The sequence below is a fragment of the Enterococcus sp. AZ163 genome, from assembly GCF_050498925.1.
Classification (GTDB): Bacteria; Bacillota; Bacilli; order Lactobacillales; family Enterococcaceae; genus Enterococcus_A; species Enterococcus_A ferrettii.
Window position 1 is genome coordinate 215,530 of sequence record NZ_JBIPAO010000001.1, and the last position, 15,577, is coordinate 231,106.

At 39.3% G+C, this 15,577-nt stretch carries 20 protein-coding genes; 2 read left to right on the top strand and 18 right to left on the bottom strand.

The window, feature by feature from the left end; all coding sequences use genetic code 11:
* Positions 1 to 5: 5 nt before the first annotated feature.
* Positions 6 to 614 (top strand): GNAT family N-acetyltransferase, encoded by a 609-nt coding sequence (locus tag IGI46_RS01080; RefSeq protein ID WP_429964510.1) that lies wholly within the window; start codon positions 6 to 8, stop codon positions 612 to 614.
* 63 nt (positions 615 to 677) lie between these two features.
* Here IGI46_RS01080 and IGI46_RS01085 read toward each other — a convergent pair whose 3' ends face one another.
* From IGI46_RS01085 to IGI46_RS01120, 8 genes are all read right to left on the bottom strand, one after another.
* The gene (locus tag IGI46_RS01085) at positions 678 to 1,475 is read right to left on the bottom strand and encodes a MerR family transcriptional regulator (RefSeq protein WP_429964511.1); all 798 of its coding nucleotides are present in this window, start codon (positions 1,473 to 1,475) and stop codon (positions 678 to 680) included.
* Between the two features lie 120 nt (positions 1,476 to 1,595).
* Positions 1,596 to 2,057, bottom strand: coding sequence for a hypothetical protein (locus IGI46_RS01090; protein WP_429964512.1), 462 nt, complete (start codon positions 2,055 to 2,057; stop codon positions 1,596 to 1,598).
* Between the two features lie 13 nt (positions 2,058 to 2,070).
* Entirely contained in the window at positions 2,071 to 2,961 is an 891-nt protein-coding gene (locus IGI46_RS01095; RefSeq protein ID WP_429964513.1) for a helix-turn-helix domain-containing protein, read from the bottom strand.
* A 63-nt stretch (positions 2,962 to 3,024) separates the two neighbouring features.
* Positions 3,025 to 3,522 carry a GyrI-like domain-containing protein gene (locus IGI46_RS01100; RefSeq protein WP_429964514.1) on the bottom strand — a complete coding sequence of 166 codons (498 nt, stop codon included), beginning with the start codon at positions 3,520 to 3,522 and terminating at the stop codon, positions 3,025 to 3,027.
* A gap of 212 nt (positions 3,523 to 3,734) precedes the next feature.
* The gene (locus IGI46_RS01105) at positions 3,735 to 4,376 is read right to left on the bottom strand and encodes an ABC-2 transporter permease (protein ID WP_429964515.1); all 642 of its coding nucleotides are present in this window, start codon (positions 4,374 to 4,376) and stop codon (positions 3,735 to 3,737) included.
* The gene (locus IGI46_RS01110; RefSeq protein WP_429972676.1) at positions 4,369 to 5,112 is read right to left on the bottom strand and encodes an ABC transporter ATP-binding protein; all 744 of its coding nucleotides are present in this window, start codon (positions 5,110 to 5,112) and stop codon (positions 4,369 to 4,371) included. Before IGI46_RS01110 ends, IGI46_RS01105 begins: the two co-directional genes overlap by 8 nt.
* Positions 5,113 to 5,135: 23 nt before the next feature.
* Entirely contained in the window at positions 5,136 to 5,351 is a 216-nt protein-coding gene (locus tag IGI46_RS01115) for a hypothetical protein (protein ID WP_429964517.1), read from the bottom strand.
* Positions 5,352 to 5,633 carry a helix-turn-helix transcriptional regulator gene (locus IGI46_RS01120; RefSeq protein WP_429964518.1) on the bottom strand — a complete coding sequence of 94 codons (282 nt, stop codon included), beginning with the start codon at positions 5,631 to 5,633 and terminating at the stop codon, positions 5,352 to 5,354.
* Between the two features lie 224 nt (positions 5,634 to 5,857).
* Here IGI46_RS01120 and IGI46_RS01125 point away from each other — a divergent pair, with 224 nt between their 5' ends.
* A complete protein-coding gene (locus IGI46_RS01125) occupies positions 5,858 to 6,874 on the top strand; it encodes a DUF805 domain-containing protein (protein WP_429972677.1) in 1,017 nt (338 codons plus the stop codon).
* 25 nt (positions 6,875 to 6,899) lie between these two features.
* Here IGI46_RS01125 and IGI46_RS01130 read toward each other — a convergent pair whose 3' ends face one another.
* The 10 genes from IGI46_RS01130 to IGI46_RS01175 form a co-directional block, all read right to left on the bottom strand.
* Entirely contained in the window at positions 6,900 to 8,258 is a 1,359-nt protein-coding gene (locus IGI46_RS01130) for a TPM domain-containing protein (protein WP_429964520.1), read from the bottom strand.
* Positions 8,259 to 8,337: 79 nt separating this feature from the next.
* Positions 8,338 to 8,826: an N-acetyltransferase family protein gene (locus IGI46_RS01135; protein ID WP_429964521.1), complete on the bottom strand. Its 489-nt coding sequence runs from the start codon at positions 8,824 to 8,826 to the stop codon at positions 8,338 to 8,340.
* A gap of 260 nt (positions 8,827 to 9,086) precedes the next feature.
* Positions 9,087 to 9,551 carry a VOC family protein gene (locus IGI46_RS01140; protein ID WP_207705236.1) on the bottom strand — a complete coding sequence of 155 codons (465 nt, stop codon included), beginning with the start codon at positions 9,549 to 9,551 and terminating at the stop codon, positions 9,087 to 9,089.
* A gap of 200 nt (positions 9,552 to 9,751) precedes the next feature.
* Positions 9,752 to 10,192: a hypothetical protein gene (locus IGI46_RS01145; protein ID WP_429972678.1), complete on the bottom strand. Its 441-nt coding sequence runs from the start codon at positions 10,190 to 10,192 to the stop codon at positions 9,752 to 9,754.
* 57 nt (positions 10,193 to 10,249) lie between these two features.
* The gene (locus IGI46_RS01150) at positions 10,250 to 11,062 is read right to left on the bottom strand and encodes a MerR family transcriptional regulator (protein ID WP_429964523.1); all 813 of its coding nucleotides are present in this window, start codon (positions 11,060 to 11,062) and stop codon (positions 10,250 to 10,252) included.
* A gap of 130 nt (positions 11,063 to 11,192) precedes the next feature.
* Entirely contained in the window at positions 11,193 to 11,786 is a 594-nt protein-coding gene (locus IGI46_RS01155) for a GNAT family N-acetyltransferase (RefSeq protein WP_429964524.1), read from the bottom strand.
* Positions 11,787 to 11,879: 93 nt separating this feature from the next.
* Positions 11,880 to 12,455, bottom strand: coding sequence for a TetR/AcrR family transcriptional regulator (locus tag IGI46_RS01160; RefSeq protein WP_429964525.1), 576 nt, complete (start codon positions 12,453 to 12,455; stop codon positions 11,880 to 11,882).
* Positions 12,456 to 12,469: 14 nt separating this feature from the next.
* Complete coding sequence (gene ilvN, locus IGI46_RS01165) at positions 12,470 to 12,970, bottom strand: acetolactate synthase small subunit (protein ID WP_429964526.1); 501 nt, start codon at positions 12,968 to 12,970, stop codon at positions 12,470 to 12,472.
* The gene (ilvB, locus tag IGI46_RS01170) at positions 12,960 to 14,642 is read right to left on the bottom strand and encodes a biosynthetic-type acetolactate synthase large subunit (RefSeq protein ID WP_429964527.1); all 1,683 of its coding nucleotides are present in this window, start codon (positions 14,640 to 14,642) and stop codon (positions 12,960 to 12,962) included. The genes ilvN and ilvB overlap by 11 nt, the downstream gene beginning before the upstream one ends.
* 144 nt (positions 14,643 to 14,786) lie before the next feature.
* Positions 14,787 to 15,518 (bottom strand): TraX family protein, encoded by a 732-nt coding sequence (locus IGI46_RS01175; protein WP_429972679.1) that lies wholly within the window; start codon positions 15,516 to 15,518, stop codon positions 14,787 to 14,789.
* Between the last annotated feature and the right edge of the window lie 59 nt (positions 15,519 to 15,577).

Consider the following 15,577-nt stretch of genomic DNA (forward strand, 5'->3'; position numbering starts at 1 on the left):
CACTTATGAGAAGAGCACAAATGGAAGATTTACAAGTCATTACTGATTTTATAGTTGACCGTTTTTGGGGTCTGGAACACTTTAATTTTTTGTCACAAGATTTAGCTACCCCCAAAGAAACATTGACTGCTTTAGTGACTGCCCAAACCGCTATATTTTTAAAGTATGGCGATATTTATCTTTATCAAGATCCTTTACTTGGAGCAATAGCCGGCATTCCTTTGAAAAAATTTTCACTGCCCCACCAACTATTTTATAGCTTAGCTACCCCAAACCCATTTAGAAAAATGCCTAGGCTGGAACAGAAGCTTCTTCTAGAAAAAAATAAATTAATTACTGAAATTCACACTCGTTGGCATAAAAAATATACTAAAAATGCTTACTACCTCTGCCAAGTCGCTGTTGCTAAAGAAGCCAAAGGAACCGGTGTCTTGCGGAAAATGCTGACACCTATTCTTATAGAATGCCAAACCAAGGGACAAGATATCGTTTTAGAGACTATGACTGAAAGCAATATCCCCATTTATCAGCATTTCGGCTTTGAACTGGTGGAAACTCATCACAGCCCCAATGTTCCCTATGACGAATATTGTTTTATTAGACGACATAAATAAAGTAAAGCTAAGCTGAAGATACTACTCAGCCTGGCTTTACTTTTCATTAGCTTAAATCAACTTCTATTCTTTTATCGGCACAAGAATCTTGGTCTGATAACTTTCAGGATTTCCCTTAAACAGCTTGCCAGGTCCCTTTAGATACAGTTCTCGCCAAGGAGTGTCCAGTGTCAACTGATGTTCTTTCGCATAGTCGATCAACGCTTTATACGCTTCATGCAGGCGGTCGTATTCACCAATATGCATCGTAGACAATACCTTCCTGGCTGGGAAAGTAGTAATTGTTACTTTATCAGAAGCAAAAGCCTTTTTAATCGGAACGCCGAGCGCCATTTTTCCAATCTCATTCACTTCTTCGTCAAAGTATAAACAAAATGGGGCTCCGTTTGCTCGGCCTTTGACCTCCTGAAACAGCTTGCCAGTGTAGCTGCCAATCTCTCGAAAGGTCCCTTCGAAATACCATAAAGCAACTTGTTCAGCTGGTAATTGTTCCACCATCATTTCATAGTTCATTTGTCTTCGCTCCCTCATTTTAGTTGTTGTCAGGAGGTTATCGAGTTGGCGAATTAATTCTTTTTGTTGGGTTACTCTTTGCTCTAGCATTTGCCGTTTTTCGAATAAATAGCCGGCTAAATCCGCTTCTTCCAAATCATAGGCCAACACTTCCTGCATTTCGGCAATAGTGAAGTCGAACTGCTTTAACAAAAGAATCAGTTCAGCCTTGTCTAAATCAGCAACAGAATAATATCGGTATCCGTTGGTGCCGCGAGCAGAGGGCTTCAACAATCCTTCTTGATCATAATAGCGCAGCGCTTTAGCTGTCAGTTTAGAAATTTTAGAAAATTCACCGATTGTATACATGTATTCTCCTCCTACCCCAACTATAAACCTTCCTGTATAGAGGAAGGTCAAGAGGTATTGTCTTCGTCATGCAAAAAGTCGAAAATCTCCCCAGCTGAATTGGCAGATTTCCGACGATTGCTATGCTTTAATTTCTTCAATTGAATCCGTAATGACCCAATCATCCATATTTTTGCCGCGATTATAAGCAAACGGCTCAAGCTCTTCAATAAGATCTATTTCAAAAACAGCAAGATATTTCTTACCAGCCCAGCGATCATGCTGCTTCTTCGACAAATTCAATTCCTTTTCAAACTGTTGGATAAAAGCAGCAGATTCTTCTTTAGTCATTTTTTCACTTTCGATTACCTGAGTAATTACACCGCGATGAGTAACTAACAAGTTCCCGCCTGTTTCAACAAAATAGGCGATATCCCCAACCTTTGCTCGTCCACCTAAAGGCAGCTTTTTGCCGGCAGCTCCACGAATGATCATAGTTTTCTCATGCGTCAACAGCTTCTCTAATTCCTTGCCTTCTTTATTCAAATAAACCAAATGCTCGGCTTGGCCTTCTCTTTTCTGATACCATTTACTAACAGTCATGCTAGACACTCCTTTATTTATGGACAGGCAACCAAATTTCTAAACACGCTTGCTCACCTAACGTGATGTACGTCTCCAGCTCAGGCCCCTCAATTTTTTGATAATGGGTTTGCGGCAGCCACGTATTGAATATCTGCTGCTGCAATTGATTATAGGTGCTAGACACATTCTCAGTTATGCGATAATCATAACGCTCACTGGTAAAAACCGCATAACTTTGCTTAGGTATTGAGAACGTGGGATACTCGCTAGTTTGTCCCTCAGTCAGGACAAATCCTGTGAAGTAGTTTAGCATCCCGCTGTCCGCAATTTGCGGATTCGCTACTGCAAAATAAGGTGCCCGATTTATTCCAAAGAAACGTTTATTGGTGGCCTCAGTCTCCGCAAACGTTCGTAAGCTTTGATCCGTGAAAAACTGCTCCCACTGTTGACCTGTTTGTTGAAACAATTGCTCGTCCAGCAAATAGCTAGCCATTTTACCAACAATTTGAAAGGCTGGCAGCTGTTCAATCCGATAATTTAACGTTTTTCCACCATCGATTTGAATGGTTAAACGCATCGGCGGAAAATAATTAACCGCAGCAAATTCTTCTTTGGCTTGAGCAGGTGTTAAGCCATGGAATTTCACAAAGGCACGATGAAAAGCAGAACGGTTTGCATAGCCGCACTGCTCTGCAATCGTATCAACCAGCTCCCCTTGACGCAAGCAACCAACCGCTTCAGACAAGCGGCGATTGCGAACGTAATTAGAAAAGGAGTAGCCCGTTAAATAAGTAAAAAAACGATGAAATGTATATTCTGACAGCAAAGCTTGTTTTGCCAGCGTCTTCAACGAAATTTCTCCAAATAAGTGATCCTCTATATAAGCTAGAGTCGCTGTAAATCGTTGGATGTCTGTGGTCATATTGTTTAGCTCCTGTTTTAGTCTTCTATTAAGCATAGCACACTAAAACAGAGATTTCTTCAGCTATTTTTTCTTCACTGGTACCCAAATTTCAATGTCGTCACCACTTCCGTAAACCTCCATATCTGGTCCTCCTGAAGCCATCTCTCCTGTCATATAGCCAGTATTCAATAATTCATACTCTTCTGACTGGGGACCCCATTTTGAGACAATTTCAACTTGTGTCTGTCCAGAGGCTTCCTTGGTCGTTGGAAAAACTGCCCAAGTATTGGCTGGCACTTCTATTTCTTCCAACTCATCCGGTGTTTCCTCTGTAGTAGCCACACTGATATAGTAGTCGAATCGTTTCGCATCACTAGAATCAACATTATAGAAGCTAGCACCAATCAAACCGAATGGCTCCCGATTAATCAACGGCAGCAGTGCCTCCTGTTTCCCAGCAGATAAAATCTCACCCCAATGAGCGGGGCAATCTTGCATCCCCTGTTGATTTTCATTAGTTGACTCCTTTTTGTAGCCAACTATCTTAAACGCGTCTAATTCTACAATTCTGTGTTCCATTTTTCATTCCTCCTCTTTTTTCCACTATACCAAAAGCTAAACTAAATCTATGTATCCTTTTCTAAGCAAGAAAAGTGATAGCCTTCTTACTATCTAGAATAGCATGGCTTCTTAGCTGGAACCTCTCATTTTTGGAGCAAAATTTGTTTGATCGCAAAAAATCTGCAAATCCTTTGTCATCAGGATTCACAGATGTACTTAATAAATCTACTTTACAAATCTACTTTTTCAAATCGATTAACCGATACGTGGTAAGCAACAATTGTTGCTGAAACATAAACCAAAAATCCAATAATCAGAATAGGCAACTGTCGAAGCAGCTCCGGCTGCTTGACGCTATCCAACCAATAGAAATTAGGAAAATGAACGATAATTTCCATTAAAGTCATTATGATTATTGCAGGAATCATCGCTAATACAAAAGCTTTCCCTGCCTTATAAGCTGTCTTGAAAAAGACAGTCAAAAAAATCACATTGAAAACAGCATAAATGAAAAACCCCATGCCATAAAAAGCTACATTTGCTTCAATTCCAACTGGGTTTCCGTTAGACAAAATAGCCAATCGTAAAAAAATAAAAGGTAAAGATATCAGCATCTGAATCAACTCTGCCAGCACTACCAGCAAACATTTGGCTTTTACCGTGTCACGTTTCCGAACCGGTAATAAAGCTGTATAGTAAATGTCATTTGTTTCACGTCCGTACATAAAACTGATATATATGCCCAGCCCGCTAAATAAGAATATGATCCCATATGGATAAGCCGGGACTAAAACTAGTACCCCCATACAGGTAAAAATGAATAAATTAGGATGAGCTGCTAAACGAATTTCCTTGTACAATAAATTAAACATCGTAACTCTTCCTTTCCGTACGAATCATAATTTCCTCAAGCGAGAGTGCGTGCTCGTCTGGCTTCTTCAAATAGTCAAAGGAGTGTAAAAAAACCTCTTTTGGTGCATTGGCAACCATTTTTCCTTCTTTGATGTACGTAATTGAATCTGCACATTTCTCTAAATCTGACGTGATATGGGTAGAAAAGAGAATGCTGCGTTCGCCTCCTTGAACCAAATGCTGAAACAATTCCAGCAAATCATCTCTAGAGACTGGATCTAAACCACTGGTAGGCTCATCTAAAATCAACAATTTGGCATCATGGGACAAGGCCAAAGCAATCATATATTTCACCTTCATTCCAGCCGATAAATCCTTCCCCTTTTTCTGAGGATCCAAAGAAAATACTGACAAGTATTTTTCATAGGCTGATTCATCCCAAGTTGGGTAAAATCGTTTTGTCACTTTAGTAATTAAGGACACCCTTTTTTGCTCATAAAAATCAATTCCGCCTAATACAATTCCCATTTGCTGCTTACAGGCTTTTTCATTGTCTAAGAAATCCTTCCCAAACATTTCGATTTTGCCAGAATCTGGATGCACTAGGTTCAACAATGATTTTAATGTCGTACTTTTCCCTGCCCCATTTTTTCCAATCAGGCCCATGATCTGTCCTTTGGGCAATGCAAAGGAAATATCTTCTAATGTAAAACTGGAATAATGCTTAGTTAATCCTTCAATTTTTAATAAGTCCATGGTTCTCCCTCTTCTTCCTTTTCTCAATTATTTGATAGCTGTTTATCCTCAGACAAGCGAACTTTCGATTGACCAGTCAGACGGAAAAATACTTCACTGCTTAACAAAACAATTCCCGCGGTTAACGGATTACAATCCCCCAACACAACTAAAACATCTCCTGTCTTGTATTCCATGGTTTCCTTAGCTTTCTTTGACAGAACAATTTGACCATGGTCATTCATCGTCACTGTTCTCAACTAATGCCTACTCTTTGATGGAATTGGTATTCCCGTTTGTTTTGAATCGTAATTGACAAAATCATTCAATGAAACATCAAACAATTCTGCCAATAAAATACAATTAACAATACAAGGAAGAGCGTTACCCTTTTCCCATTTGGCAACCGCCTGACGAGTTACCCCAATTCTTTCAGCAATTTCTTCTTGCGACATGCGACTTTGCCTTCTTAAACAATTCAGATTAGCAGAAATATTACTTTTTACCCGCTTCATATTTTTCACACCTCTTGTAATTATCATAGGCAACCACTGAAGAAATGAACACCAACCATAGTTAACCAAATATGTTCGTTTTCGTTACCTATTTTTTTCTGTAAAATGAACCAGCCAAATTCTCTTTTTTATTTTTAAAATTACATAGCTATTTTGTTTGAGTTGTGTATACAATAGGAGGAACGATAACCATTGTTTCTTAATAATGAGTTATTGACTATTTTGGAGTGACAATAAAGGAGTTAAAATGAATGAAGGTTATTAATCAGGTTCCAGGAGAAGTAGGCTTTAAACAAGCCATTAAGGATTTTTTTGTCGGATATGTAGAGTTTAAAGGGCGGACAACCCGTGCAGGGTATTGGTGGGTTCAACTTATTTTGATGTCTATTCGCCTTTTGTTTGGACTCATTTTATTTACAACGCTATTTTCAGCAATTATTAATACCGGCATGATGTATGGATACTATGACTATTATATGTCTGATGATGAGATTGCTTGGGAAGTATTCAGTGCATTATTTCGTATTTTGCCAATTTTAATTTTCTATTTTGTTTATTCGTTGGCCATCTTACTGCCAAACTTGTCATTAATGACTCGTAGGATGCGAGATGCGGGACTTCGAGGACGGGGACTACTGGTTCACTACATTGCACTATTTTTATTAGGCATGTTCCAATTTACTTTTCAAGTAGCTAGTACGTGGTCACCAGGGTATTATGTAGCATCTATGCTGTGTCTGTTTCTTAATCTAATTATCTCCATTGAATTGTTTGTGTTCACCTTAATGCCAACAGATGAGATAACTGTCCGCAGCAACAGCAGCTTTTTACGCTTCTTCTTTAGAGAAAAAGAACTGCCAAATGTACAACCTTTAACAGAAATTCTTCCTCAAGAAACTTCAGAAAAACCAGTGGAAGAAATCATTGAAGAGTTAAAAAATGAACCTGCCGTTTCTTCTAGCAACGAGACTAGCAACGAGACTAGCAACGAGACTAGCAACGAGACTAGCAACGAGACTAGCAACGAGACTAGCAACGAGACTAGCAACGAGACTAGCAACGAGACTAGCAACGAGACTAGCAACGAGACTAGCAACGAGACTAGCAACGAGACTAGCAACGAGACTAGCAACGAGACTAGCAACGAGACTAGCAACGAGACTAGCAACGAGACTAGCAACGAGACTAGCAACGAGACTAGCAACGAGACTAGCAACGAGACTAGCAACGAGACTAGCAACGAGACTAAAAATGAGCCACCGCTATAAAGCGGGGCTCATTTTCTATTTGTATTTACCAGCCGCCAGAAGCACCACCGCCACCGGAAGATCCTCCACCAAAGGAACCCCAAGAGCCGCCGCCACTGTTGCCGCTTGAACCGCTGTCTGAATGATTGGACGGATTGTAGTGGGAAGCTAAGTAAGCAGTAGTGATCACATCGCCATTATAGCCATACAGAGTATCCCCTACTAGAATACGACCCAAAGACTGTTTCTTAGCCTTTGGATATTTTGCTAGGATTCTTCCACGCTTTACTGCATTTTTAACTTGTCCAGCTGACCAAATAGTTCCTATCTCAGCCATCATCAAATAGTAAAAGGATGTTTTCTTTATTTTGATTATTCGAGCAGCTTTCTCCTGCGTACTTCTTCCTCGTTGGAAAGTCTCCAAGTCAGTTTGAAATCCCTGATAGTACTGCTTCATCAACCTTCTACCTCGAAAACTGCTAATTAAAACCCCTGCTAATAAGAGGATTCCAATCAATAAAATGATTATCTGCAGCCAGTAAAGCAATTGGTTATTGCGTTTTGTCCGAGTGATAGCAGCAATTTGCGAATCTACTAAAGCCGTCTTTGAATTCATGATATTAAACACGTCGTCCACTACTTGGCTAACTGCCACATCATATTTTTTATCTTCAAAAGCTTCCACTACATCATCGTCACTAATAATGTCATCAGCAGTCGAATCTGTAATCAAACCTTCCAATCCATAACCAACTTCTAGACGAAATTCCTGATCTCCCAAGGCGATTAAATACAAAACACCGTTATCCTCATCCTTGTTACCAATTCCCAGCTGATTGAAAATCTTTTCAGCATAAGATTCAATACTCTCACCCGAAGGTAATGCTGGTACGGTAACGACCTGCAGCTGTGCACCATTTGTACTGGCTGCCAATTGTTTGTTTAAATCATATATTTTCTTTTTAGTCTCTTTATTCATCATATTGGCATTGTCCGAGATAAAAAGGTTATTACGATTTAAGCGAATGGATGCATTCGTACCTTTTATATCCACTGTATAAAGATCATTCTGTTCTGGATAGTCCTTTAAATTAGCCAGATTCTCATCCAATGTTTCTTTAAAATTTCCGGTCGCTGCTTCCTTCTCCCCAGAGAGAATCGCTGATTTTTCCAACTCCAATTGCTCAATCTGAGCGGTATATTTTTGATTATTTTCAGCGTAACTTTGATAGTTGCCTGGTAAAAGTCTTATCGCAAATAATCCTAAAAAAACCATCATCACCAGCAACAAACAAAGCTGCTGGATTCTATTCTTTCTGTTCAACCTTTGAAAATTTTCCTGCGCTCGCTTGTTCACCTTGTCAAAATTTCGCTTTTGTTTTGCATCCTCAGTTTCTTTTTTCATCTTAATTCCCTACTTTTTCATCTTTTCATCTATTATACGCAAACTTTCTTTTTCAAAAAAGAGACTTTGGACGGATGTTTTAGTCGGAAAGCTCTTCTAGAAAACAGACCATAATATATTCTTGTTCATTCTCGTCAACAATCGTAAAGCCGACATTTTGATACATTTGAAGCGCATAGTTATCCTTTTGTACTGCTAAAGACGTTTTCGAGTACTCCGCCTGCTTGAGATATGCCAACATCTGCTTCATCAGTGCTGTTCCAATCCCCTGCCCTCGATATTCTGGTAAAAGAGAAATTGAAAATTCCGGTGTCTGATCATCAATTGAACCAAAGCCTTCAATATTTCTCACCCAAACTGCGCCAACAATTTTCCCTGCTGTTTCGGCACATAAACAATAATCTTCAATTTGTTGGCCAAAATCTTCAATGTAAACATGTACTTCCGGCTTATATATTTCCGTTCGCGGAATCAAATTCTCCAAGTCGCGTTGAAAAATTGCTTGATACAAAAACTCTTCCAGCAACGGATATTCCGTCGGCTGCATTGTTCGAATGATTACTTCCATTATTACAAATCCTCCTGATTATTAATTTGAATAATCAGCCGTTCGTCCACACATAAGTCATCCCCCTTTTTGAATTAAGCGTACCATCAAACCCTAAGTAAAGACTAGTAAAATTTCTATCTCACAAACAAGCAACCTTAAAAACGAAGGGATTTCCATCGTTTCACCTTATTTTTTAAGGTCTTCACTGGGGTTACCCTTTGATTCTACGGAAAAAAAACAGCGAATAGTTTTCTATCCACTGCTTACCCTATTTAAATTTACTTCAACAGCCGTTCAATCATTTTAGGTGTTAAACCTGTTTTTTCAGCAAGCTCTTCAATAGTCAGGCCAGTTGCTTGAAGGCGTTTCATCATTACTGACAAATCCTCACCGACTTCCACAATGTGCTTGTCTGGATCATACAAGCGAATTACTTTTTGTCCCCATGGCATTTCAATCTCTTCACCAAGCTGCTCAACCCCCAGCTTAGCTAGCTTTTCACGAAAGCTGTCAAAATCATCTTCTTCAAAATACATTTCGGCATCATTGCCTTGATACTTGAAAAAGTCAGGCGTACAATGGGTAAACTCTACCCATGAGCTTTCGGTTTGCAGCGACAAACCTCCTGTCAGAGTTACATTTTCACCTAAATCTGCAATCACTCGAACACCGATTACCTTAGTATAAAATGCTTTTGATTTTTCCATATCCTTCACTACCAGCATAGGTCCTTTGAACTTCATGATCTACCTCCTTTTATTTCAGTTTAGCATAAAGCAAACAAAGAAGACTCTTGAATCTTGCCAAAAACTGCGAGTGTATTTAGCCTTACACAGAAAAGATCTTAAAATCCAAAACAAGTGCTCTATCTTCGCTTAGCTTTTATGGGAATGGGTCATTTTACCTAAAAAATGAGGCAAATTGTATTTAGGAATGAAACAGTTTATTCTCGCTCTTGGAAATAGACAGTGATCTCCTCAGCTGTCAGATGGCGAATTTCAGCTAGAGCAAACTCTCCAAAATGATCCACCTGGTAAACAGGCATCATTTGGATCGTTAACTTATTGTGTTTGTTTAAGTAACGTTCAAAATCTGACTGCTGAGGGAAAATTTTGTAAGATTTGCGACCGCTGATGCTAATTATTTCATAAATACCACAATTGGTCTCAGCCGTCACATCAGCTGTACGTAAAAACAATCGTGCAATTTCCGCCGTTTTGAAGGGAAAGTTCCAACGCCGTAATCCACGTTTTTCGTCTGCTTGAATACAAATGCAACGTCCACAGGTACCGCAAATATATTGTTGATGATTTTCTAGACAATCTCTAGGGTTCAATAATGGTGTTATACGAAAATGCTCGCTGTAACACTCGGGACAAGTCATGATCATTCCTCCTGTTGTCAAAGAGCGTCCCCAATACTTAGAGGACGCCCCTTTCGCTTATTTACTGACAACGAACCCCGATTCTGTTACCCAATTTTCAGGATTAGGATCTTCGGCTGGTGAAACATGACCAATATTAATCATCGGTCCTACCACCTTGTATTCATTGGCTTCAATCCATTCCCCTAATGCTTGAGTAACCTGCGGCATTTGCTCAAAAGGACCATTGAAGGTTACAGAAGCCATAATGAAACTTGGCGCTTTTTCAAATTTGACTGATTTTATGTCTGGATATTCGCCGATTACAGTTGTTTGAACCTCAACATCCGGATTTTTTTCGACGAATTCCTTGTCATGAAAGATGGTCATATTCATTGACGGTTGAGTCATTTTAGCTTTCGTTTCCTGCATGCCTTGTTGCAGTTTCATCCAAAGTTCGCCCTCCATAGTATAATCAGCAATTCGTTCCCGTACACTTAATACATTTCTTTCAGCTACTTCTTTTACTACTACATTATATTTAGTCATTTCTATTCCTTCTTTCACGTTTTGTTGGAGCAAGGAGATCATCCGCTGCTTCTTCATAACTTCATCCAGATCTTCTTGCAGTTTTTGTTCTTGCATGGTGTAATGTCGTTCTAAGAATTCTAAATCGTTCGTTTCAATGATTTCCTTAATCGTCTTCAACGGCAGACCTGTTTGCTGCAACATTTTGATTTGGTTTAGCAATCCTAGCTGACTCGCTGAATAATACCGATAGTTAGATTGTGTATCTATTTTTTCTGGAATTAATAAACCTAATGCTGCATAGTGATCCAATGTTCGAACAGTGGTATTAGATAGTTTTGAGAATTCTCCAATTTTAAACATGTTTGTTCTCTCCTTATAAATATGTTTTACTTCGTCCTCGCTAGCTTACTTATAGTATAGAGTCACACGTAACGTGGGAGTCAACACAAAATAAAAAACTTTTTTGATCAAGGACCAAAAAAGTTTTCTGCTAGCAATTATTCATCGCTTTTTTCATTTTGATCGGGTAACCCCATCCCTGTAAGATTGCTGGTGAAAAGCGCTGATGCTTGTAATCAACAAAGCCAATCTGTTCATAGAGTCGTTTGGCATTTGCGTTCTTTGATAGAACCTCAAGGTGGCAAATTTGAAAGTCTGGTAATTCTAAACAGTAATGAATAAGCTTACTCGCCACGCCTTTGCCCCGAGCTGCCTTAGCTGTAGCAAGTACATCAATGTACAGATCGGTTTCTTCTTCTACCACTTTGCTTTGAAAAATAGCGTTCATTTGCCTACAGATCATACTACCCTTCACATTCCCAAATAGTTTTTGACACTGACTTTTCTCAAATTTAATCGGTCGTACTTTGTTCGTCGCAATCCCGACAATTCCCAGTACTTGATCTGCTTCCCTATAAAGTAAAATGTAACTTGGATTAAAGGAGTCCAGAAACAACGCCTCCAATTTTTCAATCTCTTTAGTAAAAGTCATCATGTGACCAAAGCCCTCAAGAAAAACATCAACTGCCTGCTGCTTTTGTCCATTGGTTAATTCTGAAAATTTGATTATTTGGTAGTCAGCCATACCATACCTCCAAGATTTATTAAATTCCTGCAAGATAAGCTTACCAAATTGACAATCCTTTGTATTCCGCCCCAAGCATGATTTATTTAAAAACTAACTAATCACGCCTTCACTAAACATTTCCACGGCTTGGAAAATAAACGCTTTGTTTTCCTTCTCAAATTGCTGATTATCGGAATAAGCATGCAGAAAAGCAAAACCAATTAGACTTGAGAAAAGAACCTCTGCTGTTTTTTGAGGATCAGCCACCTTAATTTTCTTTTGCCTCACCATCTCTACCAAATACTCTTCAATTAACTGGGTAAAAGCGGCTGGTATCTTTTGAACATAGGGCAATGTTTCCTGATAAATATCTTGAGCTCGTAGTCCTAATGAAAAACGAACAATATCCGGTGGTACTTGTTGAAAATAATTCTCCATAATCAAGCGCAGATCGTTTTTCAAGTCCCATTGAAACTGATCAACCAAGTTCTCATCTGTATCTGGAATCCACTCAGCTTCTTTTAAGGTTGCCAGCAGCAGTTCTTTTTTTGACCCGAATTGTCTGAACAACGTAGTTTCATTGACCTGCGCTGCTTTCGCGATATCTTTAGTGGTCATGGAATGATAACCTTTTTCGATAATCATCTTTTTCGTGGCTTCCATGATATTGCTTCGCGTATTTTTCACTGTACTCTCCTTTGTTACCGACTATGCAGACGGGTTAAGGCGACACTGCCGCCTCGGACAACCTCCATTCCCTCCGGAAAAAGCTGCTGCAACTTTTGCATCAGTCGATCATTTGTTTGCTCATTGGCTAGACTCTCGATTATTAATGCCTGTGGGCTGCTATCAACAATCGAAAAAGTAAATTCATTCTCCACTAACAGCAACGGTTCCATTTCCGAATAATTAGTAATTTTCACATACATGACTTCTTTGGCATGAAATGGCTGTTGAGTATAATCAACCACCTGAATGACTTCTACCATATTATTCAGCTGATGCTTCACCTGTTCAAACGTACGGTCATCACTGAATAGACTAATCGTCATGCGAGAAGTATCTGACTGTTCAGTCTCACCTACCGTTAAGCTATTTAAATTATACAATTTTCCTGAGAACAATCCAGCAACTCTTGCAAGTACTCCTACTTCATTTTCAACATATACACTCAGCCATCTTTTTTCTGTTTTATTCTCCATAGCTAATCATTTCCTTTAAGCTTTGACCTGGGGGGACGATCGGCAGTACATTATGTTCTCTGGCTAACATAAATTCGATTATTAACGATTTATCAGCATTCGCTATTCCTTGAGTAAACGCTTCTTCAATCTGCTCCTCACTGGTAACTCGTATTCCATCCATCCCATAACTACGAGCTAAAGCAATAAAATCAGGTACATAAGATGTTTTTTGAAAGGACAAATCGGTATAGGAATACCGTTTATCATAAAACATTTCCTGCCACTGACGAACATTTCCTAAACAACCATTATTGAAGATACAAATGATCACTGGGATATTTTCCATTACAGCGGTAGCAAGCTCCTGCAAATTCATCTGAAATCCACCGTCTCCGGTTATAACAACTACCTTTTTCTCAGGATTTCCCAACTTTGCTCCTAAAGCAGCTGGAAAACCAAACCCCATCGTACCTAACCCACCAGAAGTAAGCAATTGAATATTTTTGCTTACTTGTAAAAACTGTGTTGTCCACAATTGATTTTGTCCAACATCTGTCACGACAATTGTATTAGAAAAACAGTCATTTATTTTTCGAATAATTTTTTCTGGTGTTATACCTGCTTCTGCCATTTCAATTGGTTGAGCTGCTTTCTTTTCTTGCAATTCCTTCAGCCAGTTTTCATAAGTTCTAGACGCAACCTGCTTAGTCAATTGTGGCAAAATCCGTTGAACATCACCCACAATAGCCAGCTCAGCGTTCACATTTTTTCTGATAACCGCTGGATCAATATCTAGATGAATCAGCTTCGTAGTTGGACAGAAGGTCTCACTTTTCCCTGTTACTCGGTCACTTAAGCGTGTACCAATCGCTAAAAGGACATCGCTGTTCATGATGGCATAATTCGCAACAAAGCTACCATGAATTCCAATATTACCTATATAAAGTTCATGATTGCTGGATAATGCACCTTTTCCCATAATTGTTGTTACAACCGGTATGCGGCTCTTTTCAAGCAGCGCCAGCAATACTTTATGTGCTTTACCACGATGAACACCTCCACCCACTAAAACAACAGGATGTTTTGCTGTATTCAATAAATTTGCGGCAGCTTGAACCTTTTCAACTGATGCTTCTAATTGCGGCTGATATCCGCGAATCGTTACCTCTTCTGGATAATTGTCACTCCCCAGGGCTTGTTGAATATCCTTAGGTATATCTACCACAACCACTCCTTGTTTCCTAGTTTGTGCAATGACAAAAGCCTTCTTGAGAATCGCGCCTAAGTCTTCACGTCGTTTAACTGTAACCGCATATTTAGCAATTGGCCGGCATAATCCGACCATATCAATCTCTTGAAAAGCGTCCTTTCCAATTAAATGAGTCGCTACCTGTCCAGTAATACAAACTAACGGTGCCGAATCGTACCCCGCTGTTGCAATACCAGTGATTAGGTTAGTCGCTCCCGGCCCACTAGTTACTATACAAACTCCTACTTTGCCAGTTGAGCGCGCATACCCATCTGCCGCGTGAACTAATCCCTGCTCATGCCTAGGCAGCACTACCCGAAATTCTTCTCGTTGATACAATGCATCAAACAAATCAATCGCTTGGCCCCCTGGATAAGCAAAACAAATCTCGACCGCCTCTTGGATGAGTGCCTTAACTACTAATTCAGCTCCCGAAATCATATAATCAACCTCCAATCTTAAAATGCAAGTATTTACTTGCATTTTATCACATGAGCTTTTTCTGTCAATAAAAGTTTGCTTGTTCGAAAAGCAAAAAAAGTCGTTAACAAAAATTGCAGTGAATTTCTGTTAACGACTTTAGACTTATTGAATTAAAAAGCGAATACCAACGAGTAGTAGCAGATGCAACGGATAAAAACCATAAAATCCCCATTTTACCCAGGTAGGAGAGTACCCGCGCTCGCCATTATAGGCCAATAAAATCGGAATAACCAATAAAATCCCCAATCCAGTAAACACTTCATAAAGTGGAACTACCGCTGGGGCGCTGACATGCATTAATGCCATAATTACGAATAAAAATACTGCCCCATAAATAACAGGAAGAATGATGCCTATTTTACGACCCCGTAATTTGTAAAAACCAAATATTATCAGTACACCAATTAAAGTCCAGTCTGACAGGATAGTCATAAATGAGAAAAGAAAGGCTAAAACGACCTGACCACTCGTACTTTTAACCTTTTCACAAGTCATCAACAAAAGTAGTCCCATCAAGAGTGTGAAGAAAATGTTGTTAACCAGTTCAATCGCACTAAATGGATGATTCGGATGAAACAATAAATGAAAAGGGTAGGCAGAAACCAGGCAAAAAATCGCTAATCTTCCCGCATACTTCGTTCGATTCTTCGTATAATAGAACCCTTCAACCAGCAGATACGCCATAATCGGGAAAGTCAGCTTTCCAATAAATTCAGTGAAGAAATATATTGGTGGAGAATAATCCCCCAGGCTAAAGCCGCTCCCAATATGGTTTAGTGCCATCGCAATAATTGCAATTAATTTTAATTTGAAACCGTCAATTGATCTAGTCATAGTGTCACTCCTTCTAATAAAAGTATGACACAACTCCATCATGCCGACCTCCTACTTTA